Source organism: Xylanibacter brevis P6B11, assembly GCF_000621825.1.
Lineage (GTDB): Bacteria > Bacteroidota > Bacteroidia > Bacteroidales > Bacteroidaceae > Prevotella > Prevotella brevis.
Window position 1 is genome coordinate 30276 of sequence record NZ_JHXG01000007.1, and the last position, 19171, is coordinate 49446.

Annotated in this window: 17 protein-coding genes; 11 read left to right on the forward strand and 6 right to left on the reverse strand. The window is 50.9% G+C overall.

Going from position 1 to position 19171, the window contains the following annotated elements; genetic code table 11:
- Positions 1-65 precede the first annotated feature (65 nt).
- The 4 genes from T496_RS0102950 to T496_RS0102970 form a co-directional block, all read right to left on the reverse strand.
- On the reverse strand, positions 66-1130 hold the full coding sequence (locus T496_RS0102950) for a bifunctional 3-deoxy-7-phosphoheptulonate synthase/chorismate mutase type II (RefSeq protein WP_027449426.1): 1065 nt from the start codon (positions 1128-1130) through the stop codon (positions 66-68).
- Between the two features lie 491 nt (positions 1131-1621).
- A complete protein-coding gene (locus T496_RS0102960; RefSeq protein WP_027449427.1) occupies positions 1622-2782 on the reverse strand; it encodes a pyridoxal phosphate-dependent aminotransferase in 1161 nt (386 codons plus the stop codon).
- A 153-nt stretch (positions 2783-2935) separates the two neighbouring features.
- The gene (locus tag T496_RS0102965; RefSeq protein ID WP_027449428.1) at positions 2936-3766 is read right to left on the reverse strand and encodes a prephenate dehydratase; all 831 of its coding nucleotides are present in this window, start codon (positions 3764-3766) and stop codon (positions 2936-2938) included.
- A gap of 230 nt (positions 3767-3996) precedes the next feature.
- The gene (locus T496_RS0102970; RefSeq protein ID WP_027449429.1) at positions 3997-4875 is read right to left on the reverse strand and encodes a tetratricopeptide repeat protein; all 879 of its coding nucleotides are present in this window, start codon (positions 4873-4875) and stop codon (positions 3997-3999) included.
- An 88-nt stretch (positions 4876-4963) separates the two neighbouring features.
- Between T496_RS0102970 and T496_RS0102975 the strand changes: the two genes are divergently transcribed.
- A complete protein-coding gene (locus T496_RS0102975) occupies positions 4964-5176 on the forward strand; it encodes a Sec-independent protein translocase subunit TatA/TatB (protein WP_027449430.1) in 213 nt (70 codons plus the stop codon).
- Entirely contained in the window at positions 5166-5927 is a 762-nt protein-coding gene (tatC, locus tag T496_RS0102980; RefSeq protein WP_027449431.1) for a twin-arginine translocase subunit TatC, read from the forward strand. The genes T496_RS0102975 and tatC overlap by 11 nt, the downstream gene beginning before the upstream one ends.
- A 274-nt stretch (positions 5928-6201) precedes the next feature.
- Here the strand turns inward: tatC and T496_RS14845 are convergent, their stop codons facing one another.
- Both T496_RS14845 and T496_RS13305 read right to left on the reverse strand, forming a co-directional pair.
- Positions 6202-6300 carry a smalltalk protein gene (locus tag T496_RS14845; RefSeq protein ID WP_155808313.1) on the reverse strand — a complete coding sequence of 33 codons (99 nt, stop codon included), beginning with the start codon at positions 6298-6300 and terminating at the stop codon, positions 6202-6204.
- Between the two features lie 241 nt (positions 6301-6541).
- Positions 6542-6988: an HU family DNA-binding protein gene (locus T496_RS13305; protein ID WP_052342047.1), complete on the reverse strand. Its 447-nt coding sequence runs from the start codon at positions 6986-6988 to the stop codon at positions 6542-6544.
- Between the two features lie 1055 nt (positions 6989-8043).
- Between T496_RS13305 and T496_RS0103000 the strand changes: the two genes are divergently transcribed.
- The 9 genes from T496_RS0103000 (at position 8044) to T496_RS0103040 (ending at position 19152) form a co-directional block, all read left to right on the forward strand.
- Positions 8044-9528 (forward strand): 4Fe-4S binding protein, encoded by a 1485-nt coding sequence (locus T496_RS0103000; RefSeq protein WP_027449433.1) that lies wholly within the window; start codon positions 8044-8046, stop codon positions 9526-9528.
- A 22-nt stretch (positions 9529-9550) separates the two neighbouring features.
- Positions 9551-10912 (forward strand): aldo/keto reductase, encoded by a 1362-nt coding sequence (locus T496_RS0103005; protein ID WP_027449434.1) that lies wholly within the window; start codon positions 9551-9553, stop codon positions 10910-10912.
- 233 nt (positions 10913-11145) lie between these two features.
- Positions 11146-13245 carry an anaerobic ribonucleoside-triphosphate reductase gene (gene nrdD / locus T496_RS0103010; protein WP_027449435.1) on the forward strand — a complete coding sequence of 700 codons (2100 nt, stop codon included), beginning with the start codon at positions 11146-11148 and terminating at the stop codon, positions 13243-13245.
- Positions 13246-13259: 14 nt separating this feature from the next.
- Positions 13260-13727, forward strand: a complete 468-nt coding sequence (gene nrdG / locus T496_RS0103015) for an anaerobic ribonucleoside-triphosphate reductase activating protein (protein ID WP_027449436.1) — start codon at positions 13260-13262, stop codon at positions 13725-13727.
- The gene (locus tag T496_RS0103020) at positions 13724-14452 is read left to right on the forward strand and encodes a YjjG family noncanonical pyrimidine nucleotidase (RefSeq protein WP_027449437.1); all 729 of its coding nucleotides are present in this window, start codon (positions 13724-13726) and stop codon (positions 14450-14452) included. Before nrdG ends, T496_RS0103020 begins: the two co-directional genes overlap by 4 nt.
- Before the next feature lie 47 nt (positions 14453-14499).
- Positions 14500-15729, forward strand: a complete 1230-nt coding sequence (gene serB, locus T496_RS0103025; protein ID WP_027449438.1) for a phosphoserine phosphatase SerB — start codon at positions 14500-14502, stop codon at positions 15727-15729.
- A gap of 279 nt (positions 15730-16008) precedes the next feature.
- Positions 16009-17214, forward strand: a complete 1206-nt coding sequence (gene trpB, locus T496_RS0103030) for a tryptophan synthase subunit beta (RefSeq protein WP_027449439.1) — start codon at positions 16009-16011, stop codon at positions 17212-17214.
- The gene (locus T496_RS0103035) at positions 17201-18592 is read left to right on the forward strand and encodes an anthranilate synthase component I family protein (protein ID WP_027449440.1); all 1392 of its coding nucleotides are present in this window, start codon (positions 17201-17203) and stop codon (positions 18590-18592) included. The genes trpB and T496_RS0103035 overlap by 14 nt, the downstream gene beginning before the upstream one ends.
- A complete protein-coding gene (locus T496_RS0103040; protein WP_027449441.1) occupies positions 18589-19152 on the forward strand; it encodes an anthranilate synthase component II in 564 nt (187 codons plus the stop codon). The genes T496_RS0103035 and T496_RS0103040 overlap by 4 nt, the downstream gene beginning before the upstream one ends.
- The last annotated feature ends 19 nt before the right edge of the window (positions 19153-19171 follow it).

A 19171-nucleotide genomic window follows, 5' to 3' on the forward strand; every position in this document is an offset into this window, starting at 1 on the left:
ATTGAAAAATTGAAGTTTTTCAAGCCGCATGGACTTCAATCCTTCAATCTTTCAATCTTTCAATTTTATTTATTAATAATTTCTATCTGTTGTCTTACGCTCTCCTCGTGGATACCCTCAAAGACCTTGGCCACAAAGTCGGAACCCATGCCTAGCAGGGAACCCTGAGCACCACGCTTGGCCAAGATCTCGTTGTAGCGCGAGGTCTGCAGCACGGTCATGTTGTGCTCTTTCTTATACTGACCTATCTCGCGGCACACGCGCATACGCTTGGCCAGCAAATCCATCAACTGGTTATCGAGCTCGTCAATCTGTTTGCGCAACTGCTGGATGCCTTCTGTGGTGGTGTGCTCATCGCGAATCACCAACAGCGAGAGGATGTAGTCAAGCACATCGGGTGTCACCTGCTGAGCGGCGTCGCTCCATGCCTTGTCGGGGTCGCAGTGGCTCTCTACGATGAGTCCGTCGAAGCCCAGGTCCATAGCCTGCTGACATAGCGGTGCGATGAGTTCGCGACGTCCGCCGATATGCGATGGGTCGCAGATGATTGGCAGCTCGGGTATGCGGCGATGCAGCTCGATGGGTATCTGCCACATAGGCATGTTGCGATAGATCTTCTTGTCGTACGACGAGAAACCGCGATGGATAGCTCCCAGTCGCTTCACGCCAGCTTGATTAAGACGTTCCAGAGCTCCGATCCAAAGCTCCAAGTCGGGGTTCACGGGATTCTTAACAAACACGGGTACATCGACGCCCTGAAGCGAGTCGGCCAGTGCCTGCATGGCAAAGGGGTTGGCCGATGTGCGGGCACCAATCCATAGAATGTCGATACCATATTTCAAAGCCAGCTCCACATGCTCGGGCGTAGCCACCTCGGTAGATACCAACATCTTGGTTTCCTCTTTAACCTGCTTCAGCCATTTCAGCGCAGGTTCGCCATGACCCTCGAAGCCACCAGGCTTGGTGCGTGGCTTCCACACGCCAGCGCGGAAGTTGTGGCAGCCTTTCATAGCCAACTGTTTAGCTGTGGTCATTACTTGCTCCTCGGTCTCGGCAGAGCAAGGGCCTGCAATCACGAAGGGACGTTCGTTGTCACTAGGCAAATTCAATGGTGATAATTCTAGTTCCATATTCTTTAAAATTTAAGAATTGAAGAATTGAAGAATTGAAGTTTTTTTTAGAATTGAAGTTTTTTTTAGAATTGAAGTTTTTTTTAGAATTGAAAAGTTTAAGAATTGAAATCCTTCAATTTTTCAATCTTTCAATCTTTCAATCTTTCTTCATCTTTCAATCTTTCTTCATCTTTCAATTCTCCTCCATAACGTTATCTTTTGTTTTCTTTATTGTATTTACTAATGTTCCTATTATAATACGCAAATCCTTCATCATCGATTCATGTTCATTCTCTGTTAGGTATGAAGCTTTGTATAATAACTGCTTTGACATTACATATTCCTGCTTGTCATCACACAGATTCTTGTACAAGTTTACTATTCTCAGTGCAAAATCCATGCTCAAGTTTGCAATCACAATTTCTTTCATCACATGAAAAACTTCAATTTTTCAATCCTTCAATTTTTCAATTCAATTTTTCAATCCTTCAATTTTTCAATTCAATTTTTCAATCCTTCAATTTTTCAATTCTTTGAAGCGCTTGTTTAATCTTCTCTTCTTTGGCACACAGCGAGATGCGGATGTAGCAATTGCCGTTAGAGCCAAAGATGAAGCCTGGGGTGATGAAGACGCGGGCCTCGTGGAGCACACGCTCGGTCAGGTCTTCTACGTTCTGCACGTCATCGGGTATGCGTCCCCAGAGGAACATACCCACCTGATTCTTGTCGTACGTGCATCCCAGTGCTTCCATGATCTTCTCGGCCCACTGGCGACGGCGACGATAGGTCTCGATGTTGTATTCGCGATGCCAGGCCTCGTCATTGTCCAGAGCCTGGGCAGCTGCCAACTGGATGCCGCGGAAGGTGCCGCTATCTACGTTGCTTTTGATCTTCAATATCCACTGGATAAACTGTGGGTTAGACACGCACATACCCACACGCCATCCTGGCATGTTATGACTTTTCGACATAGAGTTGAACTCTATGCAGCAGTCTTTGGCGCCTGGCACCTGCATCAGCGAGAGGCGCTCTTCGCTGAGGATGAAGCTATAGGGATTGTCGTTCACCACCACGATATTGTGGGCTTTGGCAAACTGCACCAATCGTTCGTAGGTGGCTCGCTGGGCGCGTCCGCCCGTCGGCATATTGGGATAGTTGGTCCACATCAGTTTCACCTTCGACAGATCCATTTTCTCCAGCTCGTCGAAATCGGGCTGCCATCCGCAATCCTCGCGCAGGTTGTAGTTCACAATCTTGGCTCCAAGTATCTTCGACAGCGAGGTATAGGTGGGATAGCCTGGGTTTGGCACCAGCACCTCGTCGCCTGGGTTCACGAAAGCCAGTGTGACGTGCAGGATGCCTTCCTTCGAACCGATCAGTGGCAGCACCTCGGTCTTTCCGTCTATATCCACGCCGTACCAGCGCTTATAGAAGCGGGCCATAGCCTCGCGCAGCTCGGGCGTGCCCATAGTGGGTTGATAGCCGTGGGCCGAGGGTTCGTTGGCCACCTCACAAAGTTTGTCAATGGTCTGTTTCGAAGGTGGCATATCAGGGCTTCCGATAGCCAAGGAGATGATATCCTTGCCTTCTGCGTTTAGTTGGGCCACCTCTTTCAGTTTACGACTGAAGTAGTACTCCTGTACTAAGTTCAGCCTGTCGGCTGGTAAAATTGAAGAATTGAAAGATTGAAGAGTTGAAGTTCTCTTCTCCTTTCCAATTTCTTCACTACCTGTATTTACTTTTGTTTCCATATACTATTTCAATTCTTCAATTTTTCAATCCTTCAATCCTTCAATCCTTCAATTTTTCAATCCTTCAATCCTTCAAATCGCCTTATATTCCCCTAAGATTTTCAGGTCGCGCGTCAGGGGGATGATGGCATCCACGGCCTGACGATAGCGCGTGAGGTCGCTATAGGTCACATCGACATAGAACAGATACTCCCACTCCTTGCCGATGATGGGCAGCGACTGTATCTTCGTGAGGTTGATCTTGTAGAACGACAAGATGGCGAGCACAGCCGAGAGCGAACCCTCTTCGTGGGGCAACGAGAAGACGATGCTGGCCTTGTTGCTCTCTACGAGTGGGCGCAGCATGTCGGCCTTCTGAGGCATGGAGCACACCAGGAAACGGGTGAAGTTATGCTTATTGTCCTCGATGCCGTTCTCCAGCACCTTCAGCCCGTAGAGCTTGGCAGCCTCTGCATGACAGATGGCGGCCCATCCGCGATGGTGGCCTTCGGCTATCATCTTGGCAGAGCCTGCGGTGTCGTCGCCCTCCACGATGCGCAGCTGCGGGTGGTGCTCCAGGTAGTGGCGCGTCTGCATCAGTGCCACGGGGTGCGAGTGCACCTCGGTGATGGTGTCCCAGTCATCCTCGGGCAGACAGCAGATGCAGTGGGTGATGTGCAACTTGTGCTCGCCCACCACGGTGGTGCCACTGTCGCGCAGCAACTCGTAGTTGTGCAGCAGCGAACCGGCTATGGTGTTCTCGATGGCTGCCATACCAATGACGGTGGGATCCTGGCGCACGCTCTCGAACACTTGCTCGAAGGTGTTGCAACAGATCAACTGCAGTTGTTCGCCCTCGAAATACTGATGGGCGGCGATGTCGTGAAACGACCCTGTGATGCCTTGTATCGCTATTCTTTTCATGTTCTAAAAAGGAAGCCCCACTTTCACTCTTCGTGAAGCGGGGCCTTATTTAATTTTTTAATTCTTCAATTCTTTAATTTTACATACGACTACCCGCTTCACAATTGCTTGTAAAGTAATAATAAAAATAGAAGTATGCATTAAATTTCGTCATTTTTGTTACTAATTGTAATTATCGGGTGCAAAAGTATAACAAATTCGTCAAACAGCCAAACTTTTTCCGAGTTTTTTTACAATCCAAATGGATTTATGGCTGAATAGACGCGTTTCATGTGCTGTTCTACGCCCTCAGCCGAGTAATCACCACTGACGTCGGCTAGTTCATTGGGGTTCAGCTCCAGCAGTTTCTGCATGTCTTCCTCGGCACCCTGCTTGTCGCCTGCCTCATAGCGCAATCGGCCGCGCTCGTGGTAGGCCTCCAGGTGGAAGGGGTTCATGTCTATCAGGCGGGTGTAGAGCTGCAGTGCCTCGTCGGCCTGTCCCTCGGTCTGTGCCAGGCGTGCGGCAGCCAGCACCACGTCTTCGTGGTCGGCGTGGCGAGCCATCAGCCAGTCCACGTCCTCCTTGGCACCCTTCACCTCGCCCATCTTGGTCAGCACCTGGGCGCGCAGCAGGCGGGCATCGGCAAAGTCGGGGTCTAGCACCACGGCTTTGGTCAGGCGAGCTATGGCGCCAATGATGTCGCCACGACCAGCGCAGGCCTGTGCATATAAATAATGTACGCGAGGATGGGTCTCGTCCACCTGCAGCGCCTGCTGACAGAGGGTGTCCATCTCGTCGTAGTCTTCCTGCATATAGGCCACATGGGCGGCCTGCAGCAGCACCTCTACATTGTCGGGGGTCTGCTGGTAGAGGGCCTTCAGCTCGGTGATGGCTTCAGCCAATTGCCCCTGGCGGATGAGTGCCTGCGACAGGTAGTCGCGCACCTCCAGGTCGTCTTGTATCTTCAGCGCCTCGCGATAGCACTTCACGGCATAGTCAAACTGCCCTATGCGCATAGCCTTCACACCGTCGTATTTCAGCAGATCAAACTGCTTGGCATCGGCGTTTTTCTTATCTTCCTCGGGGGTTTCGTCGACCCCACCCAACAATGTTTTCCAGAATCCCATGATCAAAAGCTTAAAAATTTGGTTGCAAAGTTACGAAAAAAGAATTAAAATGTGTACCTTTGTCCCGATGATTTAAATCATAATTTTTATGTTAGCAACAAAAACATTACTGCTCTTAGGACTGGGCGCACCAGAGCTGCTGTTCATCGCCCTCGTTGTACTGCTGCTCTTTGGCGGCTCTAAGATTCCCGAACTGATGCGCGGCCTGGGCAAAGGCGTGAAAAGCTTCAAAGAGGGCATGAACGAAGTGGGCGACGTGAAAGCCGACATCGAAGACGAAGCCAAGAAGGATGAAAAATAACGAGGCAGCCACCTTCTGGCAGCATCTCGACATTCTGCGCTGGGTCATCCTGCGCTCGCTAGCCGTGGTAGTAGCAGTGGGCACGGTGGCCTTCTGCCTAAAGGACTGGCTCTTTGCGTTGGTGCTGGCGCCGAGCAACAGCCAGTTTGTCACATTTCGCTGGCTACACACCGAGCCGTTTGCGCTCCACCTAATCAACACGGGGCTCACCGAACAGTTCATGACACACATGCGTATGGCCTTGTATGCCGGCTTGCTATGTGCTGCGCCCTACGTGCTTTTCGAGCTTTTCCGTTTCATATCACCAGGGCTCTACCGCCACGAGCGCCGTGCTGCGCTGTGGATCACGCTCTCTGGCTATTTAATGTTCATGTTGGGCACACTCGTGTGCTACATGCTCATATTCCCTCTCACTGTGCGTTTCCTCGGCACCTACCAGGTCAGCCCTAATGTCAGCAACATGCTCACACTTCAGAGCTATGCCGACACGCTCGTATCCATGAGTCTGGTCATGGGTGCCGTCTTTGAGTTGCCCGTGGTCTGTGCCATCCTTGGTCGTCTGGGGGTCATTTCCCCCACCCTGATGACCCACTATCGTCGCCATGCTATCGTCGCCATCCTCGTAGTGGCAGCCATCATCACCCCCACCACCGATGTCTTCACCCTTCTTCTTGTATCCCTTCCCATCGCCCTGCTCTACGAAATCAGTATCTTCATTGTCAAAATTTCCAAGAAAAGCAACCCCCTCTAAATCTCCCCAAGGGGGAGACTTTCTTACTTCTAACCCCCTCCCCTTGGGAGGGATGGGGAGGGGTCGTTTTTTCCTCCCCTCCCATGTAGGGGAGGGGTCGGGGGTGGGGTCAGTATTGTTCTAACTGCAAATGGAGATACAGACCCCACCCCTGCCCCTCCCCTTGAAGGGAGGGGAGTGCCTACGTAGTCAACCAACCCCCCTCTAAATCTCCCCAAGGGGGAGACTTTCTTACTTCCAACCCCCTCCCCTTGGGAGGGATGGGGAGGGGTTCCTAATTCATACAACTAGCCACGCCGAGGCTAGTGGCGATCGCCGTAAGGATGGCGATAACAGTTTGCAATACAAACTTCCAAGTTTCCAGTTTCTTCATAGTATTATTCGGTTAATTTGGTTAATTACGATTTGGGGCCGCCTGCGGCGGGAAGGTTTAGCTCGACGGCCGACAGGGAAAGTCAAATTCTTCAAAATTTGATTCAAAATTAAACAGAGATTTATATCCCTTCGGCTTGTGTCAGGCGAGAAAGAAAATAAAAATGAAAAATTTTGTTTTCAATTTTGAAAAATTTCCCTGCGAAGCAGGCCAAACCTCTCTGCGGGAGGGGTTTGAGGGGTTAGTCCTCATTCTCCCCCTGCTCCTTTTCATTTTCACTCGCGTCAGGCTCAATCTCGAAGCGAGCGTTCTTCTTGAACGTAGAACTAGCGTACTCCGAGAACTTCTTCTTGTCGCCGTTGAACTTCACCTGCAGATTCCTGATGTTCTGCACTCCGAACTCCTCCGCCGATTCAGCACCCGTGGTACTCATCTTCAGCGAGAACGTGCCCAGACCGTCGAGCTTGATCTTGTAGCCCTCGTGCAGCAGCTCCTCGAAGCAGAGCACGAAGCGCTCGATGACACCCTTCACCACATCGGAGGTGTAGATGGTACCATGCTTGGAGATGTGGCGGCACAGGTCGTCGGTAGAGAGCGTATCGTTGTAGTTCACGCGTCCGTACCACTTACCGAACATCTTCGAGTTCTTCACCTGGTTCACATACTTTTTGATTCTAAGTTTTGCCATAATTTTTCGTGTGTTTTTAATGGTTAGAAAGTTAATGATTCATTTGCCCTCAGAAAAGCGCTCATTTGCCCCTAGAAAACTCATGATTTGCTATTTCTTAATGACAATACAAAGGTACGAAAAATATATGAGATACGCAAATGTTTTGGCAATTATTTTCAGGTATTTATACTTCTGCTCGAAGTCTACGTTCTTAGGAAAAGAGTCCGATCGGCTTTGCCGCTTTCATAGCGTAGCGGAGAAAGAACCTCTCCAGTGAAAGTAGTCAACTGTACTCAGACGAGGCAGTCAACCAAATCCGTACGGGTAGGCAAATGTTAAAGAACAAGGCCTAAAGAGTCAACCTTATTCAGGAAAAGACACCGTATCACCGTATCACCGTAACATTTGTGTTTTTAAGTATGTCGAGCAAAAGTTCGCAAGATATATATATAATTACTTTATATATTATATATATTATAATATATATAATATATAAAAAATAATACCCTTGTTACGCCTACCATTGATTTTACCAAATGTTACGGTGATACGGTGATACGGCGTCATGGCACGTTTGTGGCATTGCGTGTACTTCCCTAGAAAATGATAGCTCTCGTGTTGCAGCGTTGCAGCGTTGCAGTTATAAAAACAACTACTGTATATATCAAAATTTAACTCTATATTTATATATAAATATAGAAGTATTTTTCGAGTATATACACTCCCTTTCGAGAACTGCAACACTGCAACAGTGCAGCGCTTTTGTTGTACTTCCCTAGAAAAAGTTGCCCTCCCCATATTTTTTTTTCGATTTCTTGCCAAAGTATTCGTAAACCGCAAAACCAGTGTTGTACCTTTGCAGCGTGAATCTAAAACGGGCCATCTAAGCCGGCAAGAGGGCCCGAATTAGGAGCTAAAAGTGATACTGTTAACTGGCGAAAGAAGCCAAACAGGAAACTTCAGCAGCCAGTAGTCCTCTTTACCGCATACAAACCTACAAAAAGAAAGGGCTTTGTTTGGCGTTCTCAACTTTATTTCATATCTTTGCACCATATAAAAAGACCCTCGTTTCTATGCTAAAGAAAACAAGAAAAATACTAGGAATCACCTGCCTCGCAGGACTCACACTGCTGTTTCTCGACTTCACCGGCACACTGCACCTCTATCTAGGATGGATGGCCAAAATGCAGGCACTGGAAGCCGCACTGGCACTCAACGTCGTGGTGGTAGCGCTGCTGGCTGTAGCCACACTGATATTTGGTCGCATCTACTGCTCAGTGATTTGTCCGCTGGGCGTGATGCAAGACGTGTTCGGATGGTTGGGCAAGAAATCGAAGAAGAACCGCTATACCTACTCTAAAGCCATCAGTTGGTTGCGCTACACGATGCTAGTTGTCTTTGCGGGCGCCCTATTTGCAGGCGTTGGCACGCTGGTGCAGCTGTTGGCCCCCTACTCGGCCTTTGGTCGCATAGCCACCACGCTGCTGCAGCCCCTATGGATGATGGGCAACAACGTCCTGGCAGTCGTGGCCGAGCACTACGAGAGCTACACCTTCTATAGTGTGGACGTATGGATGCGATCGCTGCCTGTGTTCATCATCGCCCTGCTGACGCTGGCTGTATTGGCAGTGCTGGCTTGGAGAAACGGCCGTACCTACTGTAACACCGTCTGCCCTGTGGGCACCGCGCTGTCGCTGCTGTCGCGCTTCTCGCTGCTGAAAGTGCGCTTCGACAAGAGCAAATGCCGCAACTGCTCACTGTGCACCAAGAACTGCAAGGCTGCCTGCATCGACTTTAAAGCCCACGAGGTAGACTACTCACGCTGCGTGGTATGTGGCGACTGCATAGATAGCTGCAAATTTGGCGCACTGAAATACACTACCGGTTTTAACAAGACGGAGAAAAAGAAGGAGGATAAAGAAGCTAATGGTCTCTCGCGTCGCTCGTTCCTGCTCACCTCTGCAATGATGGCTACTGCCGCAATGGCTGAGGAGACAGAAGCGCTGGTAGATGGCGGACTAGCCGACATCGTAGAAAAGAAGGCTCCCACACGCACCACCCCACTGGTGCCCCCTGGCGCTCTGTCGTTGAAAAATATGGCGCAGCGCTGCACTGGCTGTCAGTTGTGTGTATCGGAATGTCCCAACGGCATACTGCGCCCCTCTACTGACATGATGCACCTCATGCAACCCGTGATGTCGTTCGAACGCGGTTTCTGTCGCCCAGAGTGCACGCGCTGCTCGGACGTATGTCCCGCAGGCGCCATCAAGCCTCTAGACGCCATCGAGAAGTCGAGCATACAGATAGGCCATGCCGTGGTGGCTGCCGACTACTGCATCTCGGCACTGGGCGAGGCCGAATGCGGCAACTGCGAGCGCCACTGTCCTGCCGGCGCCATCGAGATGGTGCCAGTGGACCCCAACAACGAGGAGTCGAACTATGTACCTGCCGTCAACGAGGAGATATGCATCGGCTGCGGAGCCTGCGAGCACCTGTGTCCCGTACGCCCACTATCGGCCATCCACGTGGAGGGACACGAAGTACACAAGATGATCTAACTAATCATAACAAGGAAAAGAGATGGACAGAAGAGATTTTCTAAAATATATGGGGATGGGGGCTGCTGTCACGCTGGCCGCCTGCACAGGAAAGAAAAGAATTGAGCAGACCGACAACGTCGGTGAACCACCAACGGGACAAATGACCTATCGCACCAACCCCACCACAGGCGACAAGGTGTCGATACTGGGCTATGGCATGATGCGATTACCCCAGAAGCCCGACTCGGAGGAGTTTGACCAAGAGATGATCAACCAGCAGGTGGACTATGCACTGGCACACGGTCTGAACTACTTCGACACATCACCCGTGTACTGTCAGGGACAGTCGGAACGCTGCACAGGCATCGCCCTGAAGCGCCATCCACGCAAGAGCTTCTTCGTGGCCACCAAATTGTCGAACTTCGACCCTAAGCTGTGGTCGCACAAGGCTTCTGTCGAGATGTACCACAACTCTATGAAAGAGTTGCAGGTAGATTACATCGACTACTACTTGCTGCACAGCGTGGGCGGTGGCGGCATGCAAAACTTCAGCCAGCGCTATCTGGACAACGGCATGCTGGACTTCCTGATGGAGGAACGACGCGCCGGACGCATACGCAACCTTGGTTTTTCGTACCACGGTGATGTCGAGGTGTTCGACTACCTGCTTGCCAACCACGATAAATATCATTGGGACTTCGTGCAGATACAGCTGAACTACCTGGATTGGACCTACGCCAACGAGATGAACGACCGCAACACTGATGCTTCGTATCTCTACGGCGAACTGCAGAAGCGCGGCATCCCCGCCGTCATCATGGAACCACTGTTGGGTGGACGACTTGTGAAACTGCCCAGCTACGTGGTGAGCCAACTGAAAGAGCGCGAGCCACAGAAGTCGCTGGCATCATGGGCCTTCCGCTATGCAGGAACCCCCAAGGGTGTGTTGACGGTGTTGAGCGGTATGACCTATATGGAACACCTGAAAGACAACCTGCTGACCTACTGTCCGCTGCAGCCACTGAACGAGGAGGAGCAGCACTTCCTTGACACTGAGATTGCTCAACAGATGATGGAGATGGACACCATCCCCTGCAACGACTGCAAATACTGCATGCCCTGCCCCTATGGCATCGACATCCCTGCCAACTTCCTGCACTACAACAAGTGGATCATCGACAAGAAGATGCCCAACGACGCTGGCGACCCAGAATATCGCAAGAACCGCCGCAATTATCTGATAAGTCTTGACCGCGCCGTGCCCCACGACCGACAGCCCGACCACTGTATCATGTGCAACCACTGCATAGACGTGAAGCACTGTCCGCAGAACATACGCATACCCGTGGAACTACACAAAATCAGTCAACGATTGGAAGAACTGCGACGCGACAACTCGTAAGCTCGTCGTTTATCAAGAAAATGGAAAAAATGAGGTTAGCCCCTCATTTTTTTCATTAAAAAGCATTTCCATTTCAGATATTATTTGTAACTTTGCAAACGAATCAAGTTGAACGTTTTGGGAAACTTTTCGAAAATGATAAATAAAAAAGTTGTCCAAAACGGAAAACTTCGAGACACAAGATAACATATCAAACAACCTATAATACAAACTTCAATAAAAAAGGAAAAGGAATGGAAATCAAGAACTTTACCATCACAAAGCGAGACGGTTCGAAAGACCAATTCTCACTAGACAAGATTATGAATGCCATCGTCAAAGCATTCGAAAGCGTAGATCAACCTGCTGACCTGAGCACCATCTCAAAGATCATCAGCCATCTGGATATGCACGATGACATCAAGGTAGAAGACATCCAGAACCAGGTTGAAGAAGCCCTGATGCGCGAAGGCTTCTACAAAGTGGCAAAATCGTTTATCCTCTATCGCCAAGAGCACACCGAGGACCGCGAGACACTGGAGAAGATGCTGTTCCTTTCCGAATACATGGAGTCTGTCAATGCCGCTACCGGTTCGAAATACGACGCCAACGCCAACGTGGAGCACAAAAACATTGCCACACTGATAGGCGAGCTGCCCAAGTCGAACTTCATTCGTCTGAACCGCCGTCTGCTCACCGACCGCATCAAGAAGATGTATGGCAAGGAGCTGGCCGACGAATACATAGACAAGCTGACACACCATTTTATATATAAGAACGACGAGACATCGCTGGCCAACTACTGCGCCTCGATCACGATGTACCCCTGGCTCATCGGCGGCACGATGTCTATCGGCGGCAACTCTACCGCACCCACCAACATGAAGTCGTTTGCTGGCGGTTTTGTCAACATGGTGTTCATGGTCAGCTCAATGCTGAGCGGCGCCTGCGCCACACCCGAGTTCCTGATGTACATGAACTACTTCCTGGGCAAGGAGTACGGACTGGACTACTATAAGCGCGCCGACGAGCAGGGCGACCTAAGCTTGAAGAAGCGCACCATCGACAAGATCATCACCGACTACTTCGAGCAGATCGTATATACGCTGAACCAGCCCACTGGCGCACGTAACTATCAGGCCGTGTTCTGGAACATCGCCTACTATGACAAGTACTATTTCCAGAGCATCTTTGGCGAGTTCTACTTCCCCGATGGTTCTAAGCCCGACTGGGACGGACTCTCATGGTTGCAGAAGCGCTTCATGAAGTGGTTTAACAAAGAGCGCACCAAGACCCTGCTCACCTTCCCCGTAGAGACAATGGCACTGCTGGTGGACGAGAACGGCGAATGCAAAGACAAGGAATGGGGCGAGTTTACGGCCGAAATGTACAGCGAGGGACACTCGTTCTTCACCTATATGAGCGACAATGCCGATTCGCTGAGTTCATGCTGCCGCCTGCGCAACGAAATCACAGACAACGGTTTCTCGTACACACTGGGAGCCGGTGGTGTGTCAACGGGTTCGAAGTCGGTGCTTACCATCAACCTGAACCGCTGCATCCAGTATGCCGTGAACCACAACATCGACTATCTGGAGTATCTGGGCGGCGTCATCGACCTGTGTCACAAGGTGCAGACGGCCTACAACGAGAATCTGAAAGAGCTGCAGGAGCACGGCATGCTGCCACTGTTCGATGCTGGATATATCAACATCGCGCGCCAGTATCTCACCATCGGTATCAACGGATTGGTAGAGGCCGCCGAGTTCATGGGACTGAAAATTACGCCCAACGACGAGTATAAGAAGTTCGTGCAGGGCATTCTGGGCCTCATCGAGCAATACAACAAGAAGTATCGCACCAAGGACCTGATGTTCAACTGCGAGATGATTCCTGCAGAGAACGTAGGCGTGAAGCACGCCAAGTGGGATCGCGAGGATGGCTACTTCGTACCTCGCGACTGCTACAACAGCTACTTCTACGTGGTGGAGGACGACTCGCTCTCTATCATCGACAAGTTCAAGTTGCACGGCGCTCCCTACATCGAGCACCTCACTGGCGGTTCGGCTCTGCACATGAACCTCGACGAGCATCTGTCTAAGGATCAGTATCTGCAGTTGCTGAAAGTAGCCGCACAGGAAGGTTGCAACTACTTCACATTCAACATTCCCAACACTGTGTGCAACGACTGTGGACACATCGACAAGCGCTATCTGCACGAATGTCCTAAGTGCCACTCGAAGAACGTTGACTACATGACTCGCATCATCGGATACCTGAAGCGCGTCAGCAACTTCTCGCAAGCCAGACAGGAGGAGGCCTCACGCCGCTTCTATGCACACGCAGAGAAATAACCCTAAACCCCAATATGCTGAAATATGTAAATACAGGCATCGTCTTTCAGGAAATACCCGACGAGGTGACACTGGCCATCAACATATCCAACTGCCCTTGTCACTGTCCTGGCTGCCACAGCCAGTATCTGTGGGAAGACATTGGCCTGCCTCTCAATACCGAAGCCATCGACGACTTCGTGTCGAAATACGGCAACGATATCACCTGCATCGCCTTCATGGGAGGCGATGCAGATCCTGTATCAGTGAACATGCTGGCACAGTATATCCATGAGACGCACCCCACCTATAAGGTGGCGTGGTATAGCGGACGCATACGCATACCGGCTGCCATCCATAAAGACGATTTCGACTTTATCAAGATAGGCCCCTTCATCCGTCATCTGGGCCCACTCAACAAACCTACCACCAACCAGCGCCTCTATCGCAAGGATGCCGACGGCAACTTTGAGGACATCACCGAACGATTCTGGAAGAAATGAAACAGTATAAAGACATCTTCATCGATTTCGACGACACGCTCTACGACACACACGGCAATGCCGTACTGGCACTGGCAGAGACCTTCTCACACTTCCAGCTGGGGCGCTATTTCGACGATGCGCAAATCTTCTACGACGAATACTGGCGCACCAATATCGACCTGTGGAGCCGCTATGCCAAGGGCGAGATCATACGCGACTATCTCATCGTGGAGCGCTTCCGCCGTCCCCTCACCGTCAGCCCTGAGCTGAAGGCACAGTGCGAAGCAGACGGCGACGCCTTTCGCCAGTTCTGCCTGCAAGTCAGCGATGTATTTCTGGACTTCTGCGCCACCAAGCCTGGCGTGGTAGAGGGAGCTCATGAGCTGATGCGCTATCTCAAAGGAAAGGGCTACCGACTGCACATGTGCAGCAACGGCTTTCACGAGGTGCAGTACAAGAAGCTGAAGGCTTGCGGACTGCAAGACTACTTCAACACCATCGTGCTGAGCGAGGATGCCGGTGCCAACAAGCCCGCGCCACAGTTCTTCGACTATGCCATGAAGCAGACTGGCGCCTCGCCTCAAGACACCATCATGATAGGCGACAACTACAGCACGGACATACTGGGAGCAAAGCAGGCCGGACTGGACACCATCTTCCTGAACCGATGGCCCGACTATCCTGCCGAGGGTCCTGTCACTCACGAGGTGAAAACGCTGGCCGAGATTATGAACATATTGTAACACGACATACATATATACTACAAAAAAACTTATCATTAATACCATCTATGAAAGAAGAACAAATATTGATACGCATCACCGGTCAGGACCGACCAGGACTGACAGCTGCGGTGATGGGCATTTTAGCGAAATACGACGCACAGATTCTGGACATCGGACAGGCCGACATTCACGCCACGCTGTCACTGGGCATCCTGATTCGACTGAACGAAGAGAGTTCGGGCCCCGTGATGAAAGAGCTGTTGTTCAAGGCCACCGAACTGGGAGTGAACATAGGTTTCTCGCCCGTCACTGACGAGGAATACGAAGACTGGGTGGGACATCAGGGCAAAAACCGCTACATCCTGATGGTGATGGGCCGACAGCTGGAAGCCAAACAGATTGAAGCTGCCACACGCGTCATCACCGACCAAGGACTGAACATCGACTCTATCATCCGTCTGACAGGCCGCAAGAGCATCAAGAACCCTGGCAAACACGTGCGCGCCTGCATTGAGTTCTCGCTGCGTGGCGAACCTCGCAACCGTCAGGAGATGCAGTCGAAGTTCATGAAGCTATCAGCAGATATGGAAATAGACTTCTCGTTCCAGAAAGACGATATGTTCCGCCGCATGCGCCGTCTCATCTGCTTCGATATGGACTCTACACTCATCCAGACTGAATGCATCGACGAACTGGCAGAGCGTGCTGGCGTCGGCGACCAGGTGAAAGCCATCACAGAGAGCGCTATGCGTGGCGAGATAGACTTCAAAGAGAGCTTCAAGCGCCGTGTATCACTGCTGAAAGGACTGGACGTCAGCGTGATGCAGGACATCGCTGAACACCTGCCCATCACTGAAGGTGCCGACCGACTGATGACCATCCTGAAGCGCTGTGGCTACAAGATTGCCATCCTGAGTGGTGGATTCACCTATTTCGGTGAATATCTGCAGCGCAAATATGGCATCGACTACGTCTATGCCAACGAACTGGAAGTGGACGACAACGGCAAACTGACTGGCAACTACGTGGGCGAAATCGTAGATGGACAGCGCAAAGCAGAACTGCTGAAACTCATCGCTCAGGTGGAAAAGGTCAACCTGGCACAAACCATTGCCGTAGGCGACGGTGCCAACGACCTGCCTATGATATCGGAAGCAGGCTTAGGCATAGCCTTCCACGCTAAACCACGTGTAGTGGCCAATGCCAAACAGAGCATCAACACCATCGGACTTGATGGCGTGCTCTACTTCCTGGGTTTCAAAGACTCTTATCTGGGCGACCAAGGTAAAATGTAGAAAATAATTGTTATCTGCAAATAAAAAGAAAGAAAATCGGCAAAATATTTGGCAGTTTGAAAGAAAACTATTACTTTTGCCAACGAATTTAAAAACAATACAATAAGAAAATGACAAGAATAGCAAACTATTGGTGGTGGCATAGCTCAAGATTCAACAGATCGTGAGAAGATAGCCGCGTACCTATTAGATTGCTAAAGGAAATATAGAGGGGCCTGTCGTTCTTACGACGGGCCCCTTAAAATTTACCACAGATTTCAACACAAAGCAATAATATATATGAGTAATTATCAAGTCAACGAAAAAGGATTTTACGGCGAGTTTGGCGGTGCCTATGTGCCCGAGATTCTCTACAAGTGCGTGCACGATCTGCAGGAAGCCTATCTGCCCATCATCGAGAGCGAGGAGTTCAAAAAGGAATACCACGCCCTGCTGAAGGACTACGTGGGACGCCCTTCACCACTCTACTACGCTCAGCGCATGAGCGAGCGATATGGTTGTCAGCTGTATCTGAAGCGTGAAGACCTGAACCACACCGGCGCACACAAGATCAATAACACCATTGGTCAGATCCTGCTGGCAAAGAAGATGGGCAAGACGCGCATCATCGCTGAAACAGGTGCCGGACAGCATGGTGTGGCTACTGCTACGGTCTGCGCACTGATGAACATGAAGTGCGAGGTGTTTATGGGTGCCACCGATGTGGAACGCCAGCACACCAACGTTGAACGCATGAAGATGCTGGGAGCCGAGGTTCATCCTGTTCGCACAGGCAACATGACCCTCTCTGATGCATGCAGCGAGGCCATTCGCGACTGGTGCTGTCATCCGCAGGACACGTTCTACATCGTGGGTTCTACTATGGGTCCCCATCCTTATCCCGACTTGGTAGCGCGCATGCAGAGCGTTATCTCTGAAGAGATCAAATGGCAGTTGGAAGAGAAGATAGGCCGCAACTATCCCGACTACCTCATCGCCTGCATAGGCGGCGGCAGTAATGCTGCCGGCACCATCTACCACTACATGGACGATGAGCGCGTAAACATTGTGCTGGCAGAAGCTGGCGGACACGGATGGCAAACCAACCACACCGCTGCCACCATCCACAAAGGCACCACTGGCATTCTGCACGGCGCCAAGATGCTGGTGATGCAAGACGAGAACGGACAGATAGAGGAAGCCTTCACCATCTCGGCAGGACTCGACTACCCTGGCGTTGGTCCTATGCACTGCAATATGGCCAAACAGGGACGCACCAAAGTGCTCTCTATCAACGACGACGAAGCTATCTATGGCGGATACGAACTGACCCGCATGGAGGGTATCATCCCTGCCATTGAGAGTGCGCACGCCATTGCGGCACTGTCGAAACTTTCGTTCAAGCCCACCGACGTGGTGGTACTCACCGTCAGCGGTCGTGGCGACAAAGACGTAGAGACTTATCTGAAGAACAAACAAATGGCAAAGGAATATGGCAACTTTTAACTATTCAACAACCACCAAGACCATTCTGGCCGACCTTTACACACCCGTTGGAGTTTACATGCGACTGCGCGACCTCTATCCCCAGAGTGCACTGATGGAGAGTTCCGACTATCACGATGCAGCCAACTCTCGTTCGTTTATCGGCATCAACCCAATTGCCAGCGTTGCCATTGGTCATGCCGTAGCCACTATCTCATTTCCTGACGGCAGCACCTTGCAGCGCGATATAGACAAGAGCTATCAGTCGGCAGAAGCTATCCATGAACTGATAGACAATATCAAGGTGAATGGTGAAGATGCCAACCTCTGTGGGCTCTTTGGATATACCAGTTTCAATGCCGTGAGATACTTTGAGGATATTCAGGTGAAAGACGAGACACAGGCCAAGAACGATGCCCCCGACTTGCTATACATACTCTATAAGACGGTCATCGTGTTCGACCATCATAACAACACCTTGAAGGTGGTGACCCTGGGAGAGGAAGCCGACATAGACAACGTCTTGAAGGCTATGAACAAAGCCAATGTGAAGGCCTACGATTTCCACCCCGTGGGTGACGTATGCTCTACCCTTACTGACGAGGAGCACAAGGCAAACATCCGCCGCGGCATTCAACACTGTTTGCGTGGCGACGTTTTCCAGATAGTACTCTCACGCCGTTTTATACAGAAATACGAGGGCGACGATTTCAAGCTTTATCGTGCCTTGCGTAGCATCAACCCCTCACCCTACTTGTTCTATTTTGACTTTGGTGGCTTCCGCATCTTTGGCTCAAGCCCCGAGACTCACTGTCGTATAGAAGGTACGAAGGCTTATATCGACCCCATTGCCGGCACCACCAAGCGCACTGGCGATGCAGAGGCTGACCGCAAAGGAGCTGAGTATCTGCGCAACGACCCCAAGGAAAATGCCGAGCACGTGATGTTGGTAGATTTGGCTCGCAATGATCTGTCGAGAAACTGCCACAATGTGAAGGTGGACTTCTACAAGGATCTGCAGTACTACTCTCACGTCATTCATCTGGTATCGCGCGTCAGTGGCGAACTGGACCAGCATGCTGACCCCATTAAGGCCTTCATCGATACCTTTCCTGCTGGCACCCTGTCTGGTGCGCCCAAGGTGCGCGCTATGCAACTGATCTCAGAATATGAGCCACATAACCGTGGCGCCTATGGCGGATGCATCGGCATCATAGGCTTAGACGGTTCGCTGAACCAAGCCATCACCATTCGCACCTTCGTAAGCCGCAACGGCGAACTGTGGTTCCAGGCAGGTGGCGGCATCGTGGCCAAAAGCGATGAGGAATACGAACTACAAGAAGTGAACAACAAACTGGGTGCTTTACGAAGAGCCATTATTAAAGCTGCAGAATTATGAAAATCGTTATCATAGATAATTACGACTCGTTTACCTATAACCTGAGTCACCTGATTAAAGAACTGGGTGCAGAAGTTACTGTGCTGCGCAACGACCAGTTTGAACTCGCAGACCTGGAGCAATACAGCAAGATTGTGCTCTCGCCAGGACCTGGCATTCCTTCAGAGGCAGGCCTATTGCTCGACGTCATTCGCACCTATGCCGACAAGAAGCCCATACTGGGTGTTTGCTTGGGTCACCAAGCCATAGGCGAAGTCTTTGGCGCCAAGTTGGAGAATCTCTCGGATGTCTTTCATGGTGTGGCGACACCCTGCCATATCATAGCTGAAGACCCCATCTTCAGTGGCATCGAGCGCGACATCACCATCGGCCGCTACCACTCATGGGTAGTATCAAAGACCGACCTTCCCAGTTGTCTTGAAGTGACTGCCGTCAGCGATGAAGGACAGATCATGGCCCTGCGCCACAAGACACTCAACATCCGCGGCATTCAGTTTCACCCGGAGAGCGTGCTGACACCCGACGGAAAGAAAATGATACAGAACTTCTTATTCTTATAACATACAAACACAAAAAAGA